This is a genomic window from Streptomyces poonensis (assembly GCF_014650915.1).
Lineage (GTDB): Bacteria > Actinomycetota > Actinomycetes > Streptomycetales > Streptomycetaceae > Streptomyces > Streptomyces poonensis.
On record NZ_BMVW01000005.1, the window covers coordinates 209199 to 231724 of the forward strand.

The 22526-nt window shown below is 71.6% G+C and carries 19 protein-coding genes; 15 read left to right on the forward strand and 4 right to left on the reverse strand.

Translation table 11 applies throughout. The features are described 5' to 3' along the window. Positions 1-120: 120 nt before the first annotated feature. Entirely contained in the window at positions 121-1317 is a 1197-nt protein-coding gene (locus tag IE242_RS15865; RefSeq protein ID WP_189859611.1) for an outer membrane protein assembly factor BamB family protein, read from the reverse strand. Positions 1318-1485: 168 nt separating this feature from the next. Beyond that, on the reverse strand, positions 1486-2691 hold the full coding sequence (locus tag IE242_RS15870) for an epoxide hydrolase family protein (protein ID WP_189859612.1): 1206 nt from the start codon (positions 2689-2691) through the stop codon (positions 1486-1488). 647 nt (positions 2692-3338) lie between these two features. Between IE242_RS15870 and IE242_RS15875 the strand changes: the two genes are divergently transcribed. The 8 genes from IE242_RS15875 to IE242_RS15910 all read left to right on the forward strand — a co-directional run bounded on the left by IE242_RS15875 (position 3339) and on the right by IE242_RS15910 (position 10579). After that, complete coding sequence (locus IE242_RS15875) at positions 3339-3890, forward strand: O-methyltransferase (RefSeq protein ID WP_189859613.1); 552 nt, start codon at positions 3339-3341, stop codon at positions 3888-3890. Between the two features lie 30 nt (positions 3891-3920). Then, positions 3921-4244, forward strand: coding sequence for a hypothetical protein (locus tag IE242_RS15880; protein WP_189859614.1), 324 nt, complete (start codon positions 3921-3923; stop codon positions 4242-4244). Further along, positions 4244-4612, forward strand: coding sequence for a hypothetical protein (locus IE242_RS15885; protein ID WP_189859615.1), 369 nt, complete (start codon positions 4244-4246; stop codon positions 4610-4612). The genes IE242_RS15880 and IE242_RS15885 overlap by 1 nt, the downstream gene beginning before the upstream one ends. Then, entirely contained in the window at positions 4612-6066 is a 1455-nt protein-coding gene (locus IE242_RS15890) for an FAD-binding oxidoreductase (RefSeq protein WP_189859616.1), read from the forward strand. Before IE242_RS15885 ends, IE242_RS15890 begins: the two co-directional genes overlap by 1 nt. Further along, positions 6063-6836, forward strand: coding sequence for an SDR family NAD(P)-dependent oxidoreductase (locus IE242_RS15895; RefSeq protein WP_189859617.1), 774 nt, complete (start codon positions 6063-6065; stop codon positions 6834-6836). Before IE242_RS15890 ends, IE242_RS15895 begins: the two co-directional genes overlap by 4 nt. A gap of 165 nt (positions 6837-7001) precedes the next feature. Beyond that, positions 7002-7964 carry a GNAT family N-acetyltransferase gene (locus tag IE242_RS15900; RefSeq protein ID WP_189859618.1) on the forward strand — a complete coding sequence of 321 codons (963 nt, stop codon included), beginning with the start codon at positions 7002-7004 and terminating at the stop codon, positions 7962-7964. Between the two features lie 55 nt (positions 7965-8019). Beyond that, the gene (locus IE242_RS15905) at positions 8020-8859 is read left to right on the forward strand and encodes an ester cyclase family protein (RefSeq protein ID WP_189859619.1); all 840 of its coding nucleotides are present in this window, start codon (positions 8020-8022) and stop codon (positions 8857-8859) included. A 64-nt stretch (positions 8860-8923) separates the two neighbouring features. Then, the gene (locus tag IE242_RS15910) at positions 8924-10579 is read left to right on the forward strand and encodes an FAD-dependent oxidoreductase (RefSeq protein ID WP_189859620.1); all 1656 of its coding nucleotides are present in this window, start codon (positions 8924-8926) and stop codon (positions 10577-10579) included. A 57-nt stretch (positions 10580-10636) separates the two neighbouring features. On the opposite strand, the gene IE242_RS15915 is transcribed toward IE242_RS15910, so the two are convergent. Further along, on the reverse strand, positions 10637-11125 hold the full coding sequence (locus IE242_RS15915) for a MarR family winged helix-turn-helix transcriptional regulator (protein ID WP_189859621.1): 489 nt from the start codon (positions 11123-11125) through the stop codon (positions 10637-10639). Between the two features lie 118 nt (positions 11126-11243). Here IE242_RS15915 and IE242_RS15920 point away from each other — a divergent pair, with 118 nt between their 5' ends. From IE242_RS15920 to IE242_RS15950, 7 genes are all read left to right on the forward strand, one after another. Beyond that, a complete protein-coding gene (locus IE242_RS15920) occupies positions 11244-12797 on the forward strand; it encodes an FAD-dependent monooxygenase (protein ID WP_189859622.1) in 1554 nt (517 codons plus the stop codon). Positions 12798-12917: 120 nt separating this feature from the next. Further along, positions 12918-13889 (forward strand): methyltransferase, encoded by a 972-nt coding sequence (locus IE242_RS15925; protein ID WP_189859624.1) that lies wholly within the window; start codon positions 12918-12920, stop codon positions 13887-13889. Positions 13890-14003: 114 nt separating this feature from the next. Beyond that, a complete protein-coding gene (locus tag IE242_RS15930; protein WP_189859626.1) occupies positions 14004-14981 on the forward strand; it encodes a quinone oxidoreductase family protein in 978 nt (325 codons plus the stop codon). A gap of 189 nt (positions 14982-15170) precedes the next feature. Next, the gene (locus IE242_RS15935) at positions 15171-16148 is read left to right on the forward strand and encodes a quinone oxidoreductase family protein (RefSeq protein ID WP_189859628.1); all 978 of its coding nucleotides are present in this window, start codon (positions 15171-15173) and stop codon (positions 16146-16148) included. Between the two features lie 226 nt (positions 16149-16374). Continuing rightward, the gene (locus IE242_RS15940; protein WP_189859630.1) at positions 16375-17940 is read left to right on the forward strand and encodes an MDR family MFS transporter; all 1566 of its coding nucleotides are present in this window, start codon (positions 16375-16377) and stop codon (positions 17938-17940) included. A 195-nt stretch (positions 17941-18135) separates the two neighbouring features. Then, on the forward strand, positions 18136-19176 hold the full coding sequence (locus IE242_RS15945) for a methyltransferase (RefSeq protein WP_189859632.1): 1041 nt from the start codon (positions 18136-18138) through the stop codon (positions 19174-19176). Then, a complete protein-coding gene (locus IE242_RS15950; protein ID WP_373299527.1) occupies positions 19086-20789 on the forward strand; it encodes an FAD-dependent oxidoreductase in 1704 nt (567 codons plus the stop codon). Before IE242_RS15945 ends, IE242_RS15950 begins: the two co-directional genes overlap by 91 nt. Positions 20790-20885: 96 nt before the next feature. On the opposite strand, the gene IE242_RS15955 is transcribed toward IE242_RS15950, so the two are convergent. Continuing rightward, on the reverse strand, positions 20886-22481 hold the full coding sequence (locus IE242_RS15955) for an FAD-dependent monooxygenase (protein WP_189859636.1): 1596 nt from the start codon (positions 22479-22481) through the stop codon (positions 20886-20888). Between the last annotated feature and the right edge of the window lie 45 nt (positions 22482-22526).

Below are 22526 nucleotides of genomic sequence, written 5' to 3' on the forward strand. Positions count from 1 at the left end.
ATGGGGATGCTGGGACGCGGTGGCCGTGAGGACCGAGCGGATCACCGCCCGCTTCTTCGCCCGGCACCTCTCGTGCCGCGCCGCAGGAGCCTCCCCCGTCGGGGCCGGGGCGGGACGATCTCACCAGTTCTCGTAGACGGCGACCGTGTGACCTCCGCCCTCGCCCGGAGCGTCGACCACGACGAGGCGGCCGTCGCCGGTCAGGTAGGTCGTGCCGTCAGGCGTCTCCATGTCGTCGCGGAAGGTGCGCACATCGGTCTCCTCGCCGTCCTCGGTGTCGAAGACGTGGAGATCCTCCTCCGTATTGCCCTTGCCGATGGGGTCGACCACGGCGCTGACACTTCCGTCGCGGGCCTGTACGGCCAGTACGTCGTCGTCCTCGAAACCGGCCGTCCACAGGTGCCGCCCGCTCTTCACCTCGAAGGCGGCGAGCTTGTCCCGGGTGCCGTAGCCGCCCGGCTGCTGGGTCCAGGCGATGAGCCGCTCACCGTCGAGCATGACGTAGGCATCCCCGTCATCGCGCGACTGGATCGTCCCGTAGCCGCGCTCCAGGGCGATCCGTCCCCGCACCTTCCCTTCCGGGGAGTACGACAGGATGGCGTGCATGCCGCGTGCGGCGTCCTCCTCGACCTGCAGCAGCAGCGGGTCGGCGGACAGCAGGCGGACGAACGTTCCGTCGGACCGGGCACCCGGCTCGCTGGTCCAGGTCCGCTCGCCGTCGTCGAGCCGGTGAGCGGTGAGCCGGAGCCCGGACTCACAGCCGAGGACGGTGAACGCCTGCTCCTCCGAGGCGTGCACGGCCCACGGGGCGCAGTCCTCGGGAGCGGCCACCTGCCAGCGGGGCGCGCCGGTGCGGGCGTCGAAGGCACGCACGGCACCGGTGTCGTGGGTGACCACCGTTCCGCCGGCGATCGCGACCATGTCGGCTTCCTGCTCCAGCACACCCGGCTCCGCCTTCAGCGTGCGGTGCCAGCGCTCCTCGCCGGTGGCGAGGTCCACCGCGGTGACGGTGTCGCAGCCGGTCTCCTCCTCGCCGTGCGCGATGACCCCCGTGCCGTCGGCGGTAGCGCGGCTGACGGCACAGACCTCGTCCCGGCCGGGAACCGCGAGGTTCCACCGCTTCTTCCCGCCATCCACCTCGTAGGCGGTGACGGCGTCGTACCGGATCCTGACCACGGTGTCACCCGTGAGCCAGCTGCCGTTGCCGTGCTCGGCCGCGCTCTGGTCCCGTGGTGCCTTCCACACCGTACGGACCCCGTCTCCGGGCAGATAGCCGCCGCTTTCCAGGATGCTGCCGACGACGATGCCGATGACCACCAGAGGGATCGAGCACCCTCCCAGTGTCGCCAGCCTGCGTCTCCACCCCGTGGTTCTGTCGCCCGCCCCGCTCACACCCAGCCCCCTTCTGCGCGAAAAAGGAGCGCATAGTACCGAGTGGGCGATCTTCACGGCAACGGCGACCGACGCGCGGCGCTGCCGGTGCCGTCAGCGGAGCGAACGGAAGCCCGCCCGGAGTTCCCTCACGAAGAGACCCGGCTGTTCCCAGGCCGCGAAGTGGCCGCCCTTGTCGAGCCTGTTGTAGTGGACGAGGTTCGGGTACGCCTGCTCCGCCCAGCTCTTCGGGGCCTGGTAGAGCTCGTCGGGGAAGACGCTCACGGCAGCCGGGACGGAGACGCCCTTGACGCTGAAGAACGGGGTACCGGTCTGGGCGTTCTCCCAGTACAGACGCGCGGCGGAGATCGCCGTGCCCGTCAGCCAGTAGAGCGTGACGTTGTCGAGGACATCGTCACGCGTGAGGCCTTCGGGCTGTCCGGCGAAGACCCGGGAGATCAGTTCCAGACTGGCCGCGTCATGGTCGAGCATGAAGGCCGCCAGACCGGCGGGCGAGTCGGCCAGCCCGGTCAGCGTCTGCGGACGCGACCCCATCATCAGGGCGTAGGCGACATGCTTGTAGAAGAACTGCAACTGTTCGACCGCGCGCCTTTCCTCTTCGGAGAACGACAGGCCGGAGGGCAGCGGCTCGCCGGCCGCGATCGCCTGCTCGATGGCGGGCGGAACCGCGCCGGGCATGTTGGTGTGGATGCCGAGGAGCCCCTTCGGCGCCTGCACACCCATGAGATCGGTGACGAGCGCGCCCCAGTCGCCGCCCTGCGCCACGTACCTCGTGTACCCCAGGCGCCGCATCAACTCGGCCCAGGCACGCGCGATGCGCTCGGGGTTCCAGCCGCCCGCGCTCGGCTTGCCCGAGAACCCGTGTCCGGGCAGCGACGGGATGACCACATGGAAGGCGTCCGACACGTCCGCGCCGTGGCCCGCGGGATCGGTCAGCGGCTCGATGATCTTCAGCTGCTCGATGATCGAGCCGGGCCAGCCGTGCGTCACGATCAGCGGCAGAGCGTTCTCGTGCCGCGAGCGGACGTGCAGGAAGTGAATGTCCAGTCCGTCGATCTCCGTGATGAACTGCGGCAGGGCCCTCAGCCGCGCCTCGATCTTGCGCCAGTCGTACTCCGCCGCCCAGTACCGCGCGAGTTCCCGCATCGTCGCGAGCTGCGTACCCTGCGACTGGTCCTTGACGGTCTCCCCGTCGGGCCAGCGGGTGGCCAGGATGCGTGCACGCAGATCTCCGAGTTCCGCATCGGAGAACTCGAAGGTGAACGGCCGGATGGCCGACGTTTCGTTGGTGACGGGCATAGGGGTCTCCTTCGGAATCAGTGAGCCGCATACCGTGCCGTTGCCCCGCCCTTCCGCCCTGCCGCGCTGTGGCGATGGCCGCTCGGCCAGGGACTCGAACCACAGATCCGGGCAGCGCCGTGCACACGCCGCCCAGATGCGTCGTGCTCGCGCCCGTGATGTCCGGTCTAGCACCCGGCTTCAGACCCGATAAGCCGCAATCGCGCCCGGAGCCCCGCACCCCACCCGCTGCGGTGCGGTCAGGCCATCGGTACGTCGCACAGTTCCCACGGCGCACAGTTCCCACGGCGCACAGGTCCCGTGGTGCTCCCGTGGTGCTGGGCTCGGAGAGCGACCAGGTATTCGTACGCGGATCGACCTGCAGGAGAACACCGTCCACGCCGAAGCGGATCGGCTGCCCGTGCTCCAGCCGGATCACCGCCTCCTCGGCCTGCTGATTGTCTCCTTCAGGTCCGTCCGTGCCTCCGTACGACGCCGCGCGCCGCAGGGCGAGCGATCCGTGCCCCTGACCCACCAGGAGCGGGTCTGGGGCGCCGCTGGAATCCCGCTCGGGACGGTGTCCAGGGCCGTCGCTCATGGCGGCGGGCATCTGTGACGCTCGGCCGGGAGACGTCGAATGTCTCGACACTCGTGACGGGGAGTTCCGCATGCCCAATGCCGTATCTTCCGCCGGTTCATCGGTCGGATGTTCCGCCGAGCCCTCCTGCGAAACCGCCACCGGAACCCTGCTGCGGCAGTTGGTGCTGGCTGCCGGACCGCTCAATGTGCTCCAGATCGGCTGTCCGGACGAGTCGTGCACCGCCGGGCTCGCGGCGGCCATGAGCGAGAACGGGCGGGGCCGGGTCATCTGCTGCGTGCCGGAGGCCCAACGCGCCGAGGCCGTCGCGGCCGCGGTCGAGAAGGGCGGACTCGGACAGTACGCCCAGGTACGGCTGGGCAGTCCCGAGCGGCTGCTGGCGACCGTGCCCGGACCGGTCGATCTGCTGCTGCTCGGTGGTCCGCCGGAGTCCTTCCTCGCGCTGCTGAAGCTGGTGGAGCCCAGGATGCTGCCGGGTGCCGTGGTGGTGGCTCACGGAGTGCGCGACGTGTCGGCGCGGTGCGCGGAGTTCCTCGCCCATGTCCGGCTCTCCGGCAGCGGCTATGTGTCGCTGCCCCTTCCCTTCGACGGCGGCGTGGAGATGGCCGTCCGCGCCGCCTGACGACTTCGCGCATGCACCTCCAGGAGTGCCATGTCCCCGCGTCCGTTCGACCCGGAGTTCCTGCCCGAAGGGCATCCCGACAAGATCGCCGTCCCGCCCCGCCGCACCGCCTCGGGCGCTGTGTGGCGGGTGCTGGTGCACTACCTCCTGCTGCCGTCGTACCGGGGACTGGTGGCCCTGGGCTCCATGCATGTGGCCGGGCTCTGGCATCCGGAGTCCGGTCCCCTGTGCGGTCCGCCGCAGCAGGACCCGCCCGGCTACAGGGTGTTTCGAGCCGGCCTTGAGAGGCGGCCGGAAGCCTGGCCGGGACATCCCACTCCGCCCGTTCCCCCGGAGAATCGAGGAGATCTGTGATGAGCGACGCACGGCTGGTCGGTACCTGGACCACGCAGTTGGACGACGACGGGAAGACGGTCCCCGGGCTCGTCTGCTTCTCCGCGGACGGCTCGGTCGTCTCCACCCAGCTCAACACGAAGAACATCGGCCTGGGGTCCTGGCGTACCACGGGCCCGGACAGTTTCGAGTACGGCTTCCACATCCTGGCCGCCGACCCCGAGGGCAACCACGTGGGGGAGGCGCATGTCCGGGTGTCGGGCGAGTTCGTCTCGGACACCGAGTGGCAGGGCACCGGCGGCGCCGAGTTCTTCGATCCGCAGGGCACCAAGCTGCGCGGGCACGCGGGCTCCAAGGTGACCGCCGGCAAGTACGGCGTCGACGACTGATGCGTGCGGCGGCGCTGCGGGACCGGCTCGACGGCGACCTGGTTCTGCCTCACGAGGCGGGCTTCGCTCTGGCCCGACAGCTCCAGAACACCGAGTACGACACGATCGAGCCGTACGCCGTCGCGTACTGCGCCTCCGAGCGGGATGTCGCACTGTGCGTGCGCCACGCCCGGGAGCACGGGGTGCGGGCGCACATCCGGGGCGGCGGCCACAGCTTCAACGGCTGGTCTACCGGTACGGGCCTGGTCGTCGACCTGTCCCGGATGAATCACGCCGTGGCCGAGGGGCCCGTGGTGCGGCTCGCGGCGGGTGTCCAGTCGCTGGACGCGCTGGACGCCCTGCGGTCCCAGGGGCGGCAGATCGTCACCGGGACGTTTCCCACGGTCGCCGCGGGCGGATTCCTGACCGGTGGCGGGATCGGCTGGCAGACGCGGAGGTTCGGACTGGGCAGCGACCGGATCACCGCGGCTCGCGTCGTGCTCGCCGACGGCCGGACCGTCCGCTGCTCGCCCACCGAGGAACCCGATCTCTACTGGGCGCTGCGCGGTGGCGGCGGAGGCACCTTCGGGGTGGTCACGGAGTTCGAGGTGCATCCGATCGACGCCCCCGTGATGACCGGCTTCGAGACGCTGTGGGCGTACGACGACGCCGTGGAGGTGCTGACGGCCTGGCAGGAGTGGGCCGTCGACGGCCCCGACGAGCTCGGCACCTCGCTGGTGGTGCTGCCGGGCATGTTCGGGCCCGGCGGGCGTCCCGTGGTCAAGGTCTGGGGTGTGCACCTGGGCCCGGACGAGACCTTGCGCGCCGGGCTGGACGAACTGGCGGAACGGGCCGGGAGCAAGCCGCTGAGCCGGACCGTCGGTGCGCGGGGCGGGTATGCCGAGGTGATGCACGAGGCGCTGTGCGGCTCGAAGACGGTGGCCCAGTGCCGTCGTACCGGAACCGGTCCCGAGGCTGAGGGGCACCGGCATCCGTACACCCGGCAGAGCTACCGGCTGACCGGCCGGGCCGCGACCCGGGCGGAGTCGGCGGCGCTCCTCGACGCCTGGGGTCCCGAGCTCGACGCGGCGGGCCAGGAGCGCTATCTGCTGTGCATCGCGCTGGGTGGTGCGGCGAGCCGGGTGCCGAGCACCGCGACCGCCTACGCCCACCGGGACGCACGGTTCCTGATCGGCTGTCAGTTCGCCTGCCGCGAGGTGGCGGCGGACCCGGCGGCGCCGACGCGGCTGACCGCGCTGGCGGACCGTGCGGCGACGGCACTCGAGCCGCTCGCCTGCGGCTCGTACATCAACTTCCCCAGCTCACGGGTGGACGGGGACTGGGAGACGGAGTACTTCGGCGCGAACCGTCTCCGGCTGCGCGCCGTGAAGCGGGCCTACGACCCGGAGGACTTCTTCCGGCACGCGCGGAGCATCGGCCACCGTGCCCCGACGACGACCGAGGTGGAGTCATGAGGACGGATCTGCAAAACAAGGTCGTACTGGTCACCGGCGCCTCCTCGGGCATCGGCCGGGCCACGGCCGTGGCGTACGGGGAGGAGGGCGCGAAGGTCGCGATCACGTACCACAGCGATGAGGACGGAGCCCGGGAGACGGCGCGGCTGGTGACCGAGGCGGGCGGGACACCGCTGGTGGTGCGCTACGACCTCGCGGACGAGCGGTGCATACGGGACGCGGTGGGGCGGGTCGCCGAGGAGTGGGGCGGCATCGATGTGCTGGTGGCCAACGCGGTGGTCTGGAGCGAGGCGATCCCGCGGCCCGGGCAGCCGGTGCCGCACTTCGAGGACGTACCGGCGAAGCAGTGGCAGGAAGTGCTGCGCACGTCCGTCGACGCCGTGTTCCACACGCTGCAGGCGGTGCTGCCGTGGATGCGCGGGCGGCCGTGGGGCCGGGTCGTGCTGCTCGGCGCGGGCCTCGCGGACACCGGCAAGGCCGGGGCGGGGGCGTACGGTGCGGGCAAGTCCGCGTATCTCGGGCTGATGCGCAGCCTGGCCTGGGAACTGGGACCCGACGGGATCCTGGTCAACATGGTGGTGCCGGGGCAGACCAGCACCGAGACCGTGCGGGCGCACGTGCCCCCGGGCTTCCTGGAGGAGAAGGGCAAGACCCTGCCGTCGGGCCGGATGTCCGCGCCCGAGGACGTGGCCCGGGCTGTCGTCTTCCTCGGCTCGGCCGCCAACGGCAACACCGACGGCGAGACGCTCCGCGTGACGGGCGGCGCCTGACGGGTCCGATCGGCGTCCCCCGTAGTACCCGTAGTACCGGGCCCCGTCGCCTTCCAGGCAGTCCTGGAGGGCGACGGGGCCCGTCCCGTTTCCGCGCCGGTGCGCGCGCCCGGTGTCGAGTTGTCCTCGACGGTGCTTCGAGAGGTCCGGGCCACCGTGTGGGGTATGGAGATTCGTAGCCTCGACGGCGATGAGCCGGCGACCGTCGCCGCGTTGCTTCCCGGGTTCCGGGAGACCATGAGCCTGGAGCTGCCCGGTGATCCACCGGTGACGGAGGCCCTGCTGGCGCGGTTGTTCCAGCGGCGGCACGGGACCGAGCGGATCGTGCTCGTCGCGTACGACGGCGGCACCCCGGCCGGGGTGCTGAAGCTCGGGCTCGACCTGGGGGATCCGAGCGGGCCGGGACACGGTTCGCTGTGGGTGTTCCCCGGCTTCCGGCGGCGTGGTGCCGGGCGGGCCCTGGCGGCCGCGGGGCTGGCGGCACTGCGGGAGCGGGGACGGGATCTGCTGCTGGCCGATGCTCCCAGGGCGGCGGCCGGTGAGCGCTTCGCGGCGGAGCTCGGCGCGGAGCTCATCGGCGAGAGCGTGCGCCATCGGCTGCGTCTGGCCGGGCCCGCCCGTGAGGTGATGCGGGCCGCGGCGGCCCGGCCGGTCCCCGGGTACCGGCTGGTGGCGTGGCAGGGGTCCTGCCCCGACGACCTGGTGGAGTCCTATGCGCGGGCCTGGAGCGCGCTGGAGGAACGGGTCAACGGCCAGGCCCGGGTGCGGCGTCCTGCCGCCGACGACGTACGGGCGCGGGAGGCCGAGGCGGAGCGGGCCGGGCATCTGCCCCATGTGGTGGCGGCGCTGCCCGAGCACGGCACCGCGATCGTCGCGTACGCCACCGTGTTCGTGCGCAGCGGTCCGATGGCGGACGTCGGCGAGACGCTGGTGCTGCCGCAGCACCGGCGGCGTGGTCTCGCCACCTGGCTGAAGGCCGAACTGCTGCTCGGGGCTGCCCGGGAGAACAGCCGGCTCGCGCTGGTCCAGGTCTTCAACGACACCGCCAACACGGCCGTGGTCGCGCTCAACCGCAAGCTCGGCTTCGAGGCCGACTCCCACTGGTCGACGTACGCGCTCAAGGCCTGAGCGGTCGCCCTCCCCCGATCCTCCCCTTGTTCAAGAGCCGAGCCGAGAGGACCCCATGACCACCGTGATCCCCGCCGGGCAGCGCACGCGCAACGCCGAGCTGGTCCGCGAGCTGTACGGGACGCTCTACCGCGAGCGCCGCCTCGAGGAGGCGGGCCGTTTCTTCCACGCCGACTGCGTCGAGCACGACCCGGCGGGCTGGCGGACATCCGACCGTGCGTTCCCGCAGCTGCGCGCGGACATCGACCACCTGGTGGCCGACAACGACCGGGTGATGCTCTTCGCGACCTGGACCGGACGCACCCGATCGGGCGCCGAACTCCGATTGCACACCGCCGAGTTGTACCGTCTGCGGGACGGCGGGGTCGCCGAGCACTGGAACGTGGTCGACCGGGACGTGCTCGCCGCGCACGGCCTGGACGTCGGGCCGGAACAGAGCGGCCGGCCGGCCGCCCCCGGTCTGCACGGCCCGCACAGCGACATCGAGCGGGCCAACGCGGACCTGGTCCTCGGCGCGTACCGCGACGTCTTCAGCGAGCACCGGCTGGACCTGGCCGAGCGCTACTACCACCAGGACTACCGGCACCACAACATGCGTACGGACGCGGTGCCGGACGGGCTCGACGCGTTCAAGGCGTTCTTCGCGGACAACATCGCCGCCTTTCCCGACCTGGTCACCACCGTGGACCACATCGTCGCCGCCGACGACCGGGTGATGGTCTTCGTCACCTGGACCGGCACGCTCACCGGCGCATGGAGCGGGGGCGGCCCCTCCGGGCTGCCGCTTCGGATGCGCACCTGCGACCAGTTCCGCATCGAGCGCGGCAAGGTCGCGGAGCACTGGGAGGTCGTGGACTACCTGGCCCTGGGGCGGGCCGGGCTGCCGACCCCGTGAGCAGGACCGACGTCCGTTCCGAAAGCCGATGTCCGAGGCCGACACCCCAGAGAGGGACTGTGCGATGACCACCGCTTCCGATCCTTCCGACAGCGCACCCGTACTGATCGTCGGCGGCAGCCTCGTCGGGCTGTCCACCGCCCTGTTCCTCGCCCGGCACGGGGTCCGGTGCACCATGGTGGAGCGCCATCCCGGCACCTCCGTCCATCCGAGGGCCGTCGGCTACTACCCCAGGACCGGGGAGCTGCTGCGTCAGGCCGGCGTCGAGGACGCGGCCGTACGGGAGGCGGCGGGGTTCGCCACCCACCGCACTCGTGCCGGGGTGACCTCGCTGGCGGGCGAGGTGCTGTTCAGCAAGGAGGAGCTGGAGGGCGACGACGACCTGGGCGACCTCACCCCCTCCCGGCTGCTCCTGCTGCCGCAGGACCGGCTGGAGCCTCTGCTGCGGGACCGGGCCGTGGAGCTCGGCGCCGACCTCAGGTTCGGTACGGAGCTGTTGTCCTTCACGGAGGACCCGGAGGGGGTGACCGCCGTCCTCGGTGACGACGCCGGCACCCGTACCTTCCGCAGTTCCTATCTGGTGGCCTGCGACGGGCCGCGCAGCACCGTGCGGGAGGCGCTGAAGGTGCCCCGGCAGGGGCGCGGGGTGCTGTCCCGGCATGTGAGCATCGCGTTCCGCGCGGATCTGCGCCCGGTGCTCGGGGAGCGCCGCTACAGCGTGGTCCATGTGAAGAATGACCAGGTCACCGGCATCCTCGTGCATGACGACACATTGACCGGGGGCACGCTGATCGTCGGGTACAGGCCCGAGGACGGCGAAAGCCTGGAGGACTTCACCGAGGGCCGCTGTGCCGAGCTGGTGAAGGCGGCCGTAGGAGCGCCCGGGGTCGAGGTGACGATCCGTTCGCGCTTCCCCTGGGACATGGCGGAGCAGGTGGCCGAGGGCTTCGTGCACGGGCGGGTGCTGCTCGCCGGGGACGCGGCGCATGTGGTGCCGCCGACCGGGGGTTACGGAGCCAACACCGGTATCGCCGACGCCCACAACCTCGCCTGGAAGCTCGCCCTGGTGGTCGACGGCGTCGCGGGTGCCGGCCTCGTGGAGACGTACGACGCCGAACGGCGACCCGTGGCGAGCTACACGGCCGAGCAGGGGTCCCTCCAGCTCGCCCTGCGTTCCGGCACCGCCACCCCGGAGCAGCGGGCCGCCGTCGCGGACGCCGTGACGGTGACGTCGGGCCAGGCGTACCGCTCCGCCGCGGTCGTCGCGGAGCCGGGCGGCGCGGATCTTCCCGTCGCCTCCGATCCGCGGGCGCTGCGCGGGGAGCCGGGGACCCGGGCGCCGTACGCGATGCTGTCGCGGGGCGCCGAACCCGTCTCCACGCTCGACCTGTTCGGGCGAAACTTCGTCCTGCTGACCGGGGAGCGCGGCCGCGAGTGGATCTCGGCCGCCGCCTCCGCCTCCGCCGGGCTGGGCCTGGAACTCGTGGCCCGCCGGGTGGTGCCGGGCACGGGCGGCGGGGCGGGCACGCTGGCCGACCCGGACGGCACCTTCTGCGAGCGCTACGGCGGTCTGCGCCCCGAGGGGGCGGTACTGGTACGGCCCGACGGTGTCGTCGCATGGCGGTCGCCGGGCGCGGACCCGGAGGGCGAGGAGACCGCGGTGCTCACGGCGGTACTGCGCGAAGTTCTCGCACGGGGATCCCGTACGGGGCAGAGGTAGCGGACCGGGGTCCGCGGCGGTCGTCGCCGCGGGCCCTTCCGTGCGCTCGCCGGACGGTCAGGCGGAGCCGGATTCGTGCTGCAACTCGCCCACGGAGTCCACGTACTTGATGAGCAGGCGGGCGAATTCGAGCCGCTCCTCCTCCGGCCAGTCCTGGGTGATGCGCTCGAAGGCCGCTCGCTGGTGGTGGCGGAAGCGGGCGAGCGTCTCGTGCCCCTCCGGGGTGAGCTGGAGGATCGTACGGCGGCCGTCGCGCTGTGAGGCCGCGCGGATCAGATAGCCGGCGGTGATGCAGTCCGAGACCATCCGGCTCGCCACGGAGGGGTCGACGGCGAGTCGCTCGCCCACGACACCGACGGTGATCTCCTGGCCCTCCTGGTCGGGCCCGTCCTGGACGATGTTGAGAACCAGCGTCCTCGTGAGGTCTTTGCGGGACACCTGCTTCTCGACGTTCAGCGCCTGCGCACGCCGCAGTCGGGAGAAGGCGGGGCCGACAGCGTCGAGCAGATCCGCTGCCCGCGGCGGGGGCTGGGTCGAAGTGTCCATGTCCCCATTCTAAGCGAGTTGATTACGGCAGGCGAGCATCTGTATGCTCTCAATCCACTGCATGACTTAAAGCATATACCTGCTGTCGAACATCTATCACCGTCCGTCGGAGGACCCCATGCCCCATCCCGTGCCCCCCGAGTCCGATCGCGGCTTAGAGATCGCCTACGACACCGACGTCGACTTCGACGTGCTGATCGTCGGCGGCGGCCCCGTCGGCATGCTGCTCGCCGCGGAACTCCGCATCGCCCGCGTCCGGGCCGTCGTGCTCGAACGGCTGCCCGAGCGCACCCCACACTCCAAGGCCTTCGGGCTGCACGCCCGCTCCCTGGAGTCGCTCGACCGGCGCGGCCTGCTCAAGCGGTTCCGTGAGGGCGCCCGCTCCTGGAACAACGGCCATTTCGCCGGCCTCGACGAGTGGGTCGACTTCTCCACCCTCGACAGCGCGCACGGCTACGCCCTGCTCTCCGAACAGACCAGGACCGAACGCCTGCTGGAGGAGCGCGCCGCCGAGTTCGGCGCCGAGATCCGGCGGGGCCACGAGGTCACCGCGGTACGCCAGGACGCCGACGGCGTCGAGGCCGAGGTGACCGGCCCCGACGGCACCTACACCGTGCGTGCCCTGTTCGCCGTGGGCTGTGACGGTGGTCGCAGCCTGGTCCGCCGGGAGGCCGGCATCGCCTTCCCCGGTACCGGCGGCCGGGTCACCGCCCGGCTCGGTGACGTGATCCTCGCCGACCGCGAGAACGCCCCCATGGGCATGGAGCGCACCGAACGCGGCCTGCTGTTCTGCGTGCCGCTCGACGACACCTACCACCGGGTGTCCACGTTCGACTTCGAGGCGGAGCGGGAGCCCGGCGCGGAGCTCACCCTGGACGAGCTGACCGCGAGCCTGCGCGAGATCTGGGGCAGCGACCTCGGTGCGCACTCGCCGCGCTGGCTCTCCGTCTTCACCGACTCCGCGTGCCAGGCCGACCGCTACCGCGAGGGTCGGCTGCTGATCGCCGGCGACGCCGCCCACACCCACTTCCCGGTCGGCGGCCAGGGCGTCAACCTCGGCCTCCAGGACGCCTTCAATCTCGGCTGGAAGCTCGCCGCCGCGGTGCACGGCTGGGCTCCCGAGGACCTGCTCGACAGCTACGACCGCGAGCGCCAGGCGCCGGCCCGCAAGGTGCTGGCCAACACCCGGGCGCAGATCGCGTTGATGAACCCGGACCCGTATGTCACCCCGCTGCGCGAGCTCTTCACCGACCTCATGCGCAAGGAGCAGGTGAACCGGTACCTCGCCGAGATGCTCAGTGGCGTCACCGTCCGCTACCCGATCGACGGCCCCGAGCACCGGCTGCTCGGCGACTTCGCCCGCGACCTGGAGCTGAACACCGAGGACGGCGTCCGGCCCCTGCCCAAGTACCTGAAGCGTGGCACCGGCGTGCTGCTCGATCTGACCGGCGACGCGCAGATCGGCCAGGTGTACGAGAAGTGGGCCGCGGGCGTTTCCTGGGCAGGCCGGCTCCAGCACGTCCGGGCGGAGTGCGCCCAGGAGCCGCAGCTGGCCGGTCTGCTGGTCCGCCCCGACGGCTATGTCGCCTGGGCCGCGGACCGGGACATGCCGGAGGCGGAACTGCGGGAGTCACTGACCGCAGCCGTCACCACCTGGTTCGGCACCGTCTGACGAAGGCTGAGATCGGCCGGAGGGCGGTACTTCCCTGCGGCCGACGTGACACCTTCCCCAGCCCCCACAGCTCGCACGCGAGAGGACGAAGTGAGCAAGCCGCCCTGGTCTCAGGAGTTGATGGAGAAGAGCGACCTGATCACCCCCATGGCCATCAGAGTGGCCGCCACTCTGGGACTGTCGGACCACATGGCCGCCGGGGCGGTCACAGTCGAGACGCTGGCCCGTGCGGCGGACGTGGACGCGACCGCTCTGGGCCGTCTCCTCGGCCACCTGGTGAACGCCGGGATCTACCGCCCGCTGCCCGAAGGAGGCTACGAGGCGACCGAGCTCGGTGCCCTGCTGCGCCACGACGTCCCGGAGTCGGGCCGTGACTGGCTCCGCCTGGACGGCCCGACGGGCCGGGGCGAGGCCGCGGTGTTCCGCCTGCTCGACGCGGTGCGCTCCGGTTCACCCGTCTACTCCGCGCTGTACGGGCGGGAGTTCTGGACGGACGTCGAGTCGGACGGCGCGCTCGCGGAGGCCTTCGCCCGGCGGATGGCGGCGAGCATGCGCTGGGTCGTCCCCGAGCTGCTGGCCCAGGGCGACTGGCAGGCCGTACGGCATGTCGTCGACGTGGGCGGCGGCAGCGGCGACCTGCTCGCGGCCGTGGTCGACGCCACCCCGGGCGCGCGGGGCACCCTGCTCGACCTGGAGGGGCCCGCGGCGGCGGCCGAGCGGGACTTCGCGGCCGCCGGCCTCCAGGAGCGCTGCCGTGCGGTGGTCGGCAGCTTCTTCGATCCGCTGCCCGCCGGCGGCGATGTGTATCTGCTGTCCAACGTCCTGCTCAACTGGCCCGACGACCGGGCGGCCGAGATCCTTCGGCGCTGCGCCGAGGCCGTCCGTCCGGGCGGCCGGGTCATGGTCCTCGAGGGCCTGCTCGACGTACAGACCGACCAGACCGATCTGGACCTGCGGATGCTCGTCTATCTGGGCGGGCGGATGCGCACCACCGACCAGCTGCGCGAGCTGGCGGCCGAGGCCGGGCTCTCGCTGCGCCGAGTGGTGGGCCTGGGACCGGTGCGCTCGCTCGTCGAACTCACACCGGCCTGATCCGGCTCGTCCCCATACCCGCACGCCGTAACGCACGCAGGAGAAACCCCTGTCGTGCACGCCGAGGAAATTTCCGTAGTGCACCCGAGAAACCCCAGAAAGAGGAGTACATCCATGCACATCGTCCGACACCACGAATTCGGCGCCCCTTCGGTGCTGCGGCTGGAAGAGGCCGACACCCCTGTCCCCGGTCCCGGCCAGGTGCTGATCCGCACCGAGGCGGTCGGGGTCAACTTCGCCGAGTGCCAGCGCCGTCAGGGCATCCCGGTCGGCGGTCCCGCCACCCTTCCCGGCTCGCCCGGCGGTGATGTCGCGGGCGTCGTGGAGCAGGTCGGCGACGGCGTCGACCAGGTGGAAGTCGGTGACCGGGTGGTCACCGGTGTCGCCCACGACGGATACGCCGAGTACGTCGTCGCCCAGGCCGGCTGGCTGTTCGCCGTCCCCGAGGGGATCGACGCCGGCCAGGCCACCTCGCTGCCCATCCCCGGCCAGACCGCTTACCACGTGATCGTCACGGCGGCGAAGCTCCAGCCCGGCGAGTCCGTACTGATCACCGCCGCCGCGGGCGGTATCGGCCATCTGCTGGTCCAGATGGCCAGGGCGCTCGGCGCGGGGCAGATCATCGCCGCGGCCCGCGGAGCGGAGAAGCTGGCCTTCGCCGCGTCGCTCGGCGCCGACGTCACCGTCGACTACGGCGAGGACGGCTGGGACGAGAAGGTCCGCGCCGCGACCGGCGGCCGGGGCGTGGACGTCGCTCTGGAGACCGTCGGCGGGGACATCCTCACCAAGTCCGTGAACCTCACCGCACAGTTCGGGCGGACGGTCGTGTACGGCGCTGCGGGTGGCGAGCTGCCGGCCATCGAGGTCGGCGACATCTTCGACAACCGCATCGTCATGGGCTTCAGCATGTGGGGCGTGATGGGCGAGAAGCCGGACGTCATGGCCAAGGGTGCCCGGGAGCTGCTGGACATGGTGGCCTCCGGCAAGGTCCGTCCCGTCGTCCACGCCGAGCTGCCGCTGAAGGACGCCGCGGCCGCGCACGAGCTGATGGAGTCGCGTTCCCAGCTCGGCCGTGTCGTGCTCATTCCCTGACCACCTCTCAGTCAATGCACCCAATCATCGATGTGCAGTTGACAAATGCGTGCTAGATAGCATGCAATAAAGAGGCACGACAGCATGTGACCGCTGTCGGCGCACCACTCCATGTAACCCGGATCCCTGGGCGGAGCCGCGCGACGATTCGTCCGCAGCTCGACAACACCTCCTAGTTGGGAGAACACCATGCGCATCGTCCGCCACTACGAGCACGGAGCTCCCTCGGTGCTGCGTGTCGAAGAGGCGGAGAAGCCGCAGCCCGGACCGGGCGAAGTGCTGATCCGCTCCGAGGCCGTCGGCGTCACGTTCGCCGAGGTCCAGCGCCGTCAGGGCATCCCGATCGGCGGCCACGCCACGCTGCCCGGCGCCCCCGGCGGCGATGTCGCCGGCGTCGTCGAGGCACTCGGCGAGGGCGTCACCAACGTCAGCGTCGGGGACCGTATCGTCGTCGACGTCGACCACAGCGCCTACGCCGACTACGTGACCGCCGACGCCGCCTGGGCCATCACCATCCCGGACACCATGGACGCCGCCGAGGCGACCCTGCTGCCCAGCCCGGCCCAGACGGCGTACCACGCCATCAAGGAGTCCGGTCAGCTCAAGCCCGGTGAGTCGATCCTGATCGACGCCGCCTCCGGGGGTGTCGGCCACATCGCCGTGCAGATCGCCAAGGCGATGGGTGCCGGCATGGTGATCGCCACCGCCAGTACGCAGGCCAAGCTGGACTTCGTCCGTGACCTCGGTGCCGACGTCACGATCAACTACACCGACGACGACTGGGACGAGCAGGTCCGGGCCGCGACCGAAGGCCGCGGCGTGGACGTGGTCCTGGAGACCGTCGGCGGCGACATCCTCACCAAGAGCGTCGCCCTCACCGCCCAGTTCGGCCGGCTGGTCTTCTACGGCTCGGCCAGCGGTGACATCCAGCCCGTCCACCCGCTGATGCTCAGCCGGATGAAGACCGTGGCCGGGTTCGCCCTCTACGCCATGCTCTACAACAAGCCCGAGGCCATCGCCGCGGGACAGCGCGACCTGCTCGACATGATCGCCACCGGCAAGGTGCGCCCGATCATCCACGAGCGGCTCGGCCTCGACGAGGCCGTCAAGGCACACGAACTGATGGAGGCCCGGGCCCAGCTCGGCAAGGTCGTCCTCGTCCCCTGACCCGGGACCGGCGACCCGCCGCCTCCGAGGACGTGGCCGGTCACGATCATCCCCCGCTCGGGGCCGGGCCACCCGCCGTACGGCACGAGAGGCACTCGTGCCGTACGGCGCACCCCACCACGGACCACAGCGATCCCCTGACGGATCCCACACCGCAGACGACGCCGGCCGGCCCCGGCCGGCGGGACGGGGATGGCACCCACTCCAGCCCGAAAGGCGAATCACCGTGCCCTCCCGCACCACCGGGACCGACAGCCCGCTCACCGCTGTCGGCTCCCCGCCCCGGACCCGCATCCGACCCGTCATCACCGCCTGCCTGCTGGCCGTCTTCCTGGCCATGCTGGACTCGCAGATCGTGGCCACCGCGCTGCCCCGCATCGTCGGGGACCTCGGCGGTCTCGACGTGTTCTCCTGGGTGACGACCGCGTACATCATCGCCGCCAGCGTCACCACGCCCGTCTACGGCAAGCTCGGCGACCTCTTCGGCCGGAAGAAGATCTTCCTGATCGCCGTCGCGGTGTTCCTCGCCGGCTCCGCGCTGAGCGGCGCCGCGCACTCGATGGACCAGCTCATCCTGTTCCGCACCGTGCAGGGCATCGGCGCCGGCGGTCTCTTCGTCTCCGTGCTCGCCATCATCGGGGAGCTGTTCAACCCGCGTGAGGCCGCCAAGTACTTCAACCTCTTCGGTATCGTCTTCGCGCTCGCCGCACTGGCCGGGCCCGCCGTCGGCGGCGCGCTCACCGACCTGCTGAGCTGGCACTGGGTCTTCCTGCTCAACCTGCCCGTGGGCATCGTGATCCTGGTGCTGGTCTCCACCTGTCTGCACCTGCCCCGCGCCGACCGGCCCGCGCACATCGACTACACCGGCTTCGTCCTGCTCAGCGCCGCGATCGTCGCGCTCACCCTGGCCGCGAGCTGGGGCGGAGTGAAGTACGCATGGCTGGACTGGCGGATCCTCGGGCTCGCCGCGGGAGCGGTGCTGCTCGCCGTGGCGTTCGTCGCCGCCGAGCGCCGCGCCGCCGAACCCGTCATCCCGCTGCACCTCTTCCGCGACTCCACCTTCAGCGTCAGCGTGCTGGTGAGCGTCGCGGCGGGCATCGTCTTCCTCGGCTCGGTCAACTTCCTGGCGATCTACATCCAGGTGGTGACCGGCGCCAGCCCCACCATGTCCGGTGTGGTGCTGCTGCCCATGATGTTCGGCCTGGTCGCCTCCTCCGTCATCAGCGGCACCGCGATCACCAAGACGGGGCGCTACAAGTGGTACCCCGTGCTCAGCATGGCCATCGGCATCGTGGGGGCACTGCTGCTGGCCACCATGGACACCGGGACCTCCCGTGCCGTGGTCATCGGCTACATGCTGGTCTTCGGCGTCGCCGCCGGACTGAACATGCAGGTGCTCACCATGGCCGCGCAGAACACCGCGCCCCGCGACGACATCGGCGCGGTCCACGCCACGGTGTCCTTCGCCCGGCAGCTGGGCACCACCGTGGGCATCTCCCTGTTCGCCTCGATCTTCTACAGCCGGCTCACCGAGGAGATCGCCGAGCGGACGCCCGCGGACGCGCTGCGCGGCATCGACCCCGACACGCTGAACTCGACCGAGACACTGGACCGGCTCACCGAGCCCGTGCGCAACGCCGTGGAGCAGTCGTACGCCGCCGCGCTCACGCCTGTCTTCCTCACCGCCGTACCGGTCCTCCTCCTGGGGCTGCTGGCCGCCCTGACGATGAAGAACCTCCCGCTGCGCGGCGAGGACCACCGGGGTCACGAGGTGGCCGCCGAGGAAAACTGACCACCCGTCACCTACTGACCGTGAGCCGCCCTCCCGCACGGGAGGGCGGCTCACGTACGTCGGCCTCCGTGCCCCGGCCACCCTTCAGCGCCCTTCGAGCCCGAATCGACGGCTCGCGACCATCGTCGGCACTGCACAGCCGTACGACGCAGGACCCAGGCCGAAGAACAGGCAGAGGCAGACCAGGAGGCTCGTGTGACAACGACCGAAGACCCGCAGACGGCCCCGGCGGTCGACCCCGGACCGCTGATCCGGCTGACCATTGCCGACTGCGCCGCCAAGGTGCTGCACAGCGCAGTGACCCTCGGCGTGTTCGGCGCGCTCGCCGGAAGTCCCGCCGACGCCGCCGAGTTGGCCCGGCGCACCGGCACCCACCACCGCATGGTCCCGGACTTCCTGGACGCCCTGGTCGGGCTCGGTCTGCTGGAGCGCACGGAGGGCCGCTACCGCAACTCCCCGCTGGCGCAGGCCTACCTGGTGCCGGAGTCCCCCTCCTACCTCGGCGGCTTCGTCGAGCTCACCAACGAGACGCTGTACGGCACCTGGGGCCGGCTCACCGAGGCGCTGCGCTCCGGCGAGCCCCAGCACCTCGACCCGGACAAGGGCGGCTTCGTCGGGGACCGGCACAAGGACCCCGCCAAGATGAAGCGCTTCCTGGCCGGGCTGGACGCGTACAGCGACCGGATGGGCGCCGAACTCGCCCGGCGCCTCGACTGGGGCCGCCATTCCTCATTCGTCGACCTCGGCGGCGCACGCGGCAACCTCGCGGCGGTACTGGTGCGGGCGCACGCGCATCTGCGGGCGACCTGCTTCGACCTGGAGCGGACCCGGCCGCTGTTCACCGAGCACATCGGCGGCCTCGGCCTGGCCGACCGGGTCGCCTTCGCCGGCGGCGACTTCTTCACCGACCCGATCCCGCCGGCCGACGTCGTCATCCTCGGCCACATCCTGCACGGCTTCGACGCCGCCCGGCGGCGCGAGCTGCTCGGCCGGGTCTTCGAGGCGGTGCGGCCCGGCGGCACGGTCCTCGTCTACGACCGGATGATCGACGACGACCGCAGCGACCCGGAGCGGCTGCTCAGCAGCCTGCACATGCGGCTGGTCAGCCCCGACGGCTCCGAGTACCGGGTCGCGGACTGCCGGGCCTGGCTGCGCGGGGCCGGCTTCACCGACGGCGACACACAGCCCCTGCTCGGTACCCACACCCTGGTCACCGCCCACAAGGAGGCAGCATGAAGCCGCACCGGACCCCTGTGCTCATCGTCGGAGGCGGGCTGACCGGACTGTCCGCGGCCGTCTTCCTCGCCCATCACGGCGTCCGCGCCACCCTGGTGGAACGCCACCCCGACACCTCCACCCACCCCAAGGCCCGCGCCATCAACCCGCGGACGATGGAGCTGTACCGCGCGGTCGGCATGGAGGAGCGGGTACGCGCCGGGCGTTCCCCGATCTCCGGCAACACCGATCTGGTGCACGTCGAGAGCCTCGCCGGCAAGGAACGCGTACGGATGCCCAGCGCGTCCCCGGAGGACATCGGGCGGATCAGCCCCACCCGGTGGACGCTGATCGACCAGAACCAACTGGAGCCGATCCTGCGGGAGCGGGCCGTCGAGGCCGGCGCGGACGTCCGCTTCTCGACCCGGGTCGACGCGATCCAGGAGTACGTGGAGGACGGGGCGGGAGTGCTGGTCGGCACCACCGACCTGGCCACCGGCACACGTTCACAGATCCACGCCGACTACGTGATCGCGGCGGACGGCAGTCGCAGCCCCCTGCGCGCGATGCTGGGCATCGGGGCGCACGGCCGGGGCACCATCACCAACCTCGTCAGCTTCTTCTTCGAGGCCGACCTGACCGAGGCGCTGCGCGGCCGCCGGATCATCGCGGCGTACGTCAACAACCCCGAGGTTCGCGGCACGATCATCCCGATCGACAACGACCGCCGCTGGGTCATCAACGTCTCCTTCTTCCCCGAGAAGGGCCAGCGCGCCGAGGACTTCACCGAGGAACGCTGCACCGCGCTGGTGCGGGCCGCGGTCGGGGTGCCCGATATGCCGCTGAAGATCGAGTCGGTGGACATGCCCGCGTGGGACATCTCCGCGCGCGTGGCGGACACCTTCGCGACCCGCCGGGTGTTCATTGCCGGTGACGCCGCCCATGTGATGCCGCCCACCGGGGCCTTCGGCGCCAGCACCGGCATCCAGGACGCGTACAACCTGGCCTGGAAGCTCGCCCTGGTGCTGTCCGGCACGGCCGGCCCCAAGCTGCTGGAGAGCTACGACGCCGAGCGGCGGCCGGTGGCCGAGGAGACCGTCCGGCAGGCGATGCTGCGGTTCGCGGTGCGGGAGGGCAAGCAGTACCAGGAGGTCGCCGACGAGCTGTTGGACGAGACGACCATGACGTTCGGGTACTGCTACCGCTCCGGGGCCTTCGCCCTGGAGGAGGGGGCACCCGACTCGATCGTGGAGGATCCTGCGCATCCTGGCGCGCGGCCCGGTGCGCGCGCCCCGCACTTCCAGCTCGACGGTCCCGATGGGCCGGTGTCCGTCATCGACCTGTACGGCGACGGGTTCACTCTGCTCGTGGACGAGCTGGCGGGGCGGTGGACCGGGGCGGTGGAGCAGGAGGCCGCGCGGCTCGGTGTCGGCCTGAAGGTCGTCCGCATCGGCCGTGGCACCAGGCTGTGGGACCAGGACGGGTCCTTCCGCCGCCGGTACGGCCTGCTGGCCGGCGGGGCGGTTCTGGTACGGCCCGACGGGTTCGTCGGCTGGCGTACGACCGCGGGGCGCGGTGGGCCTGTCGACCGCGCGGCGATCACGGCCCTGCGGGCGATCCTGGACCGGGTGTAGGCGTTCGCTGCCCCTGGAAGCGCGCTCCGCGCGTATCGAACGGCCGCGGTGCTCCGTCCCGGAGCGCCGCGGCCGTGGTGTGGGCGAGGGCGGAACCTACGACAGGCCCTGGGGGGCCGTGCGGTGCAGCACCGTGTCCAGGGTCGTCATCAGGGACTCGGCGGGGTGCTCCGGCAGGTCGGTGCCGCGCCAGGCGATGAAGCCGTCCGGGCGGAGCAGAACCGCGCCGGTGTCCTGGACGCCGTAGCGGGCGAGGAAGCGCTCGACGACCTCGGGGGGTTCCTCCGTGCCGACGCGGTGGAAGGACAGGCCGAGCGTCGCCGCCGGCTCCTGCCAGGCGGTGCCGTTCGGGCCGGCGAGGAGCCAGAAGTCGCCGTCGAGGAGGTCGTGGAGGGGGATCTCCTTGCCCTGCCGGACCAGGGGGAGGTGGGGAGCGCGGGTGCCGGGGCGGCCGCTGGGGGTGGTCGGGTCCTCGACCACGCCGGTGCCGTCGTCGCCGGCCTCGCCGATGACGGCGTCCGATCGGTACACGTGGCCGAACAGCACCGTCGTCTCGGGACGGTGCCGGGCCGCGGCCGCCTCGTCGAGGCCGCTGCGCTGGAGGTAGCGGATGACGCCCTGGTCGACGGTGAACTCCGCGACCGGCGCCCGTTCCTGCTCGTAGGTGTCCAGCAGACCGGGACCCGCCTCTCCGCGCAGCACCCGCGCGAGCTTCCAGGCCAGGTTGTGCGCGTCCTGGATCCCCATGTTGCCGCCGAACCCTCCGGTGGGCGGCATCACATGCGCACAGTCACCGGCCAGCAGCACCCGCCCGGAGCGGAAGCGGTCCGCCACCCAGGCGGCGATCTCCCAGCTCGTCGCCGACTCCACCGCGACCGGCAGATCGGGGACCCCCACAGCGGCCCGCACCAGCTCCACGCAGTCCTCGGTGCCGTAGGCGCGGTGGTCGGCCCCGGGCGGCAGGCTCGGCGCCAGCACCCAGCGGTCGGAGTCCGCGCCGCCGAGCTTGCCGAGTACCCCCTTGACGGTCGGGTTGCTGACGAAGCAGAGGAAGAAGGTGCGTCCTGCCACGTACGGGTCGAGGTCGGCGTGGAAGACGATGTTCATCTGCCGGCCGAACACTCCCGGCCCGTGCCGGCCGATGCCGAGCGATGTGCGGACCGGCGCCCGTGAGCCGTCGGCCGCGACCAGGTACCGCGCCCGCACGGTCCGCTCGGAGCCGTCGCCCAGGTCGCGCAGGACGGCCGTGACGCCGTCCGCGTCCTGGGTGAACTCCGTCATCTCGGTGGCGAACCGGATGTCCGCGCCGAGTTCCTCGGCCCGCTCCCGCAGCACCGGTTCGAGACGGTCCTGCCCGATCAGGGTCCAGCCGGTGGTGCCCACGTCGTTCGGGTCGTGGCGGAACGGGCCGTCGAATCGTCCGAGTTCGGCCCCGGTGAGCGACTCGGCCTGGAGGATGTCGCCGTACTGGGCGTGCGGGTTCTCCCGCGCCCGTACCGCGTCCTCCAGGCCGAGCGCGCGCAGCAGCTCCATGGTCCGCGGGCTCGCGGCCTGCGCCCGGGGGTGCGCTGAGATCTCCGCGTGCCGCTCCACCAGCAGCGGCCGGATGCCCTGCCGGGCGAGGAACAGGGCCTGGGCGAGGCCCACCATGCTGCCGCCCACGATGAGTACTTCGGTCGTCTCGTCCGCCATACCGGCTCCTCGAAGGTGTGGGAATGCGTCGGGTTTCGGCGGGCC

Coding starts and splice junctions, on each gene's coding strand:
- IE242_RS15870 (WP_189859612.1), bottom strand. CDS start 2,691: ATGCCCGTCACCAACGAAACGTCGGCCATCCGGCCGTTCACCTTCGAG.
- IE242_RS15875 (WP_189859613.1), top strand. CDS start 3,339: ATGCCCAATGCCGTATCTTCCGCCGGTTCATCGGTCGGATGTTCCGCC.
- IE242_RS15880 (WP_189859614.1), top strand. CDS start 3,921: ATGTCCCCGCGTCCGTTCGACCCGGAGTTCCTGCCCGAAGGGCATCCC.
- IE242_RS15885 (WP_189859615.1), top strand. CDS start 4,244: ATGAGCGACGCACGGCTGGTCGGTACCTGGACCACGCAGTTGGACGAC.
- IE242_RS15890 (WP_189859616.1), top strand. CDS start 4,612: ATGCGTGCGGCGGCGCTGCGGGACCGGCTCGACGGCGACCTGGTTCTG.
- IE242_RS15895 (WP_189859617.1), top strand. CDS start 6,063: ATGAGGACGGATCTGCAAAACAAGGTCGTACTGGTCACCGGCGCCTCC.
- IE242_RS15900 (WP_189859618.1), top strand. CDS start 7,002: ATGGAGATTCGTAGCCTCGACGGCGATGAGCCGGCGACCGTCGCCGCG.
- IE242_RS15905 (WP_189859619.1), top strand. CDS start 8,020: ATGACCACCGTGATCCCCGCCGGGCAGCGCACGCGCAACGCCGAGCTG.
- IE242_RS15910 (WP_189859620.1), top strand. CDS start 8,924: ATGACCACCGCTTCCGATCCTTCCGACAGCGCACCCGTACTGATCGTC.
- IE242_RS15915 (WP_189859621.1), bottom strand. CDS start 11,125: ATGGACACTTCGACCCAGCCCCCGCCGCGGGCAGCGGATCTGCTCGAC.
- IE242_RS15920 (WP_189859622.1), top strand. CDS start 11,244: ATGCCCCATCCCGTGCCCCCCGAGTCCGATCGCGGCTTAGAGATCGCC.
- IE242_RS15925 (WP_189859624.1), top strand. CDS start 12,918: ATGGAGAAGAGCGACCTGATCACCCCCATGGCCATCAGAGTGGCCGCC.
- IE242_RS15930 (WP_189859626.1), top strand. CDS start 14,004: ATGCACATCGTCCGACACCACGAATTCGGCGCCCCTTCGGTGCTGCGG.
- IE242_RS15935 (WP_189859628.1), top strand. CDS start 15,171: ATGCGCATCGTCCGCCACTACGAGCACGGAGCTCCCTCGGTGCTGCGT.
- IE242_RS15955 (WP_189859636.1), bottom strand. CDS start 22,481: ATGGCGGACGAGACGACCGAAGTACTCATCGTGGGCGGCAGCATGGTG.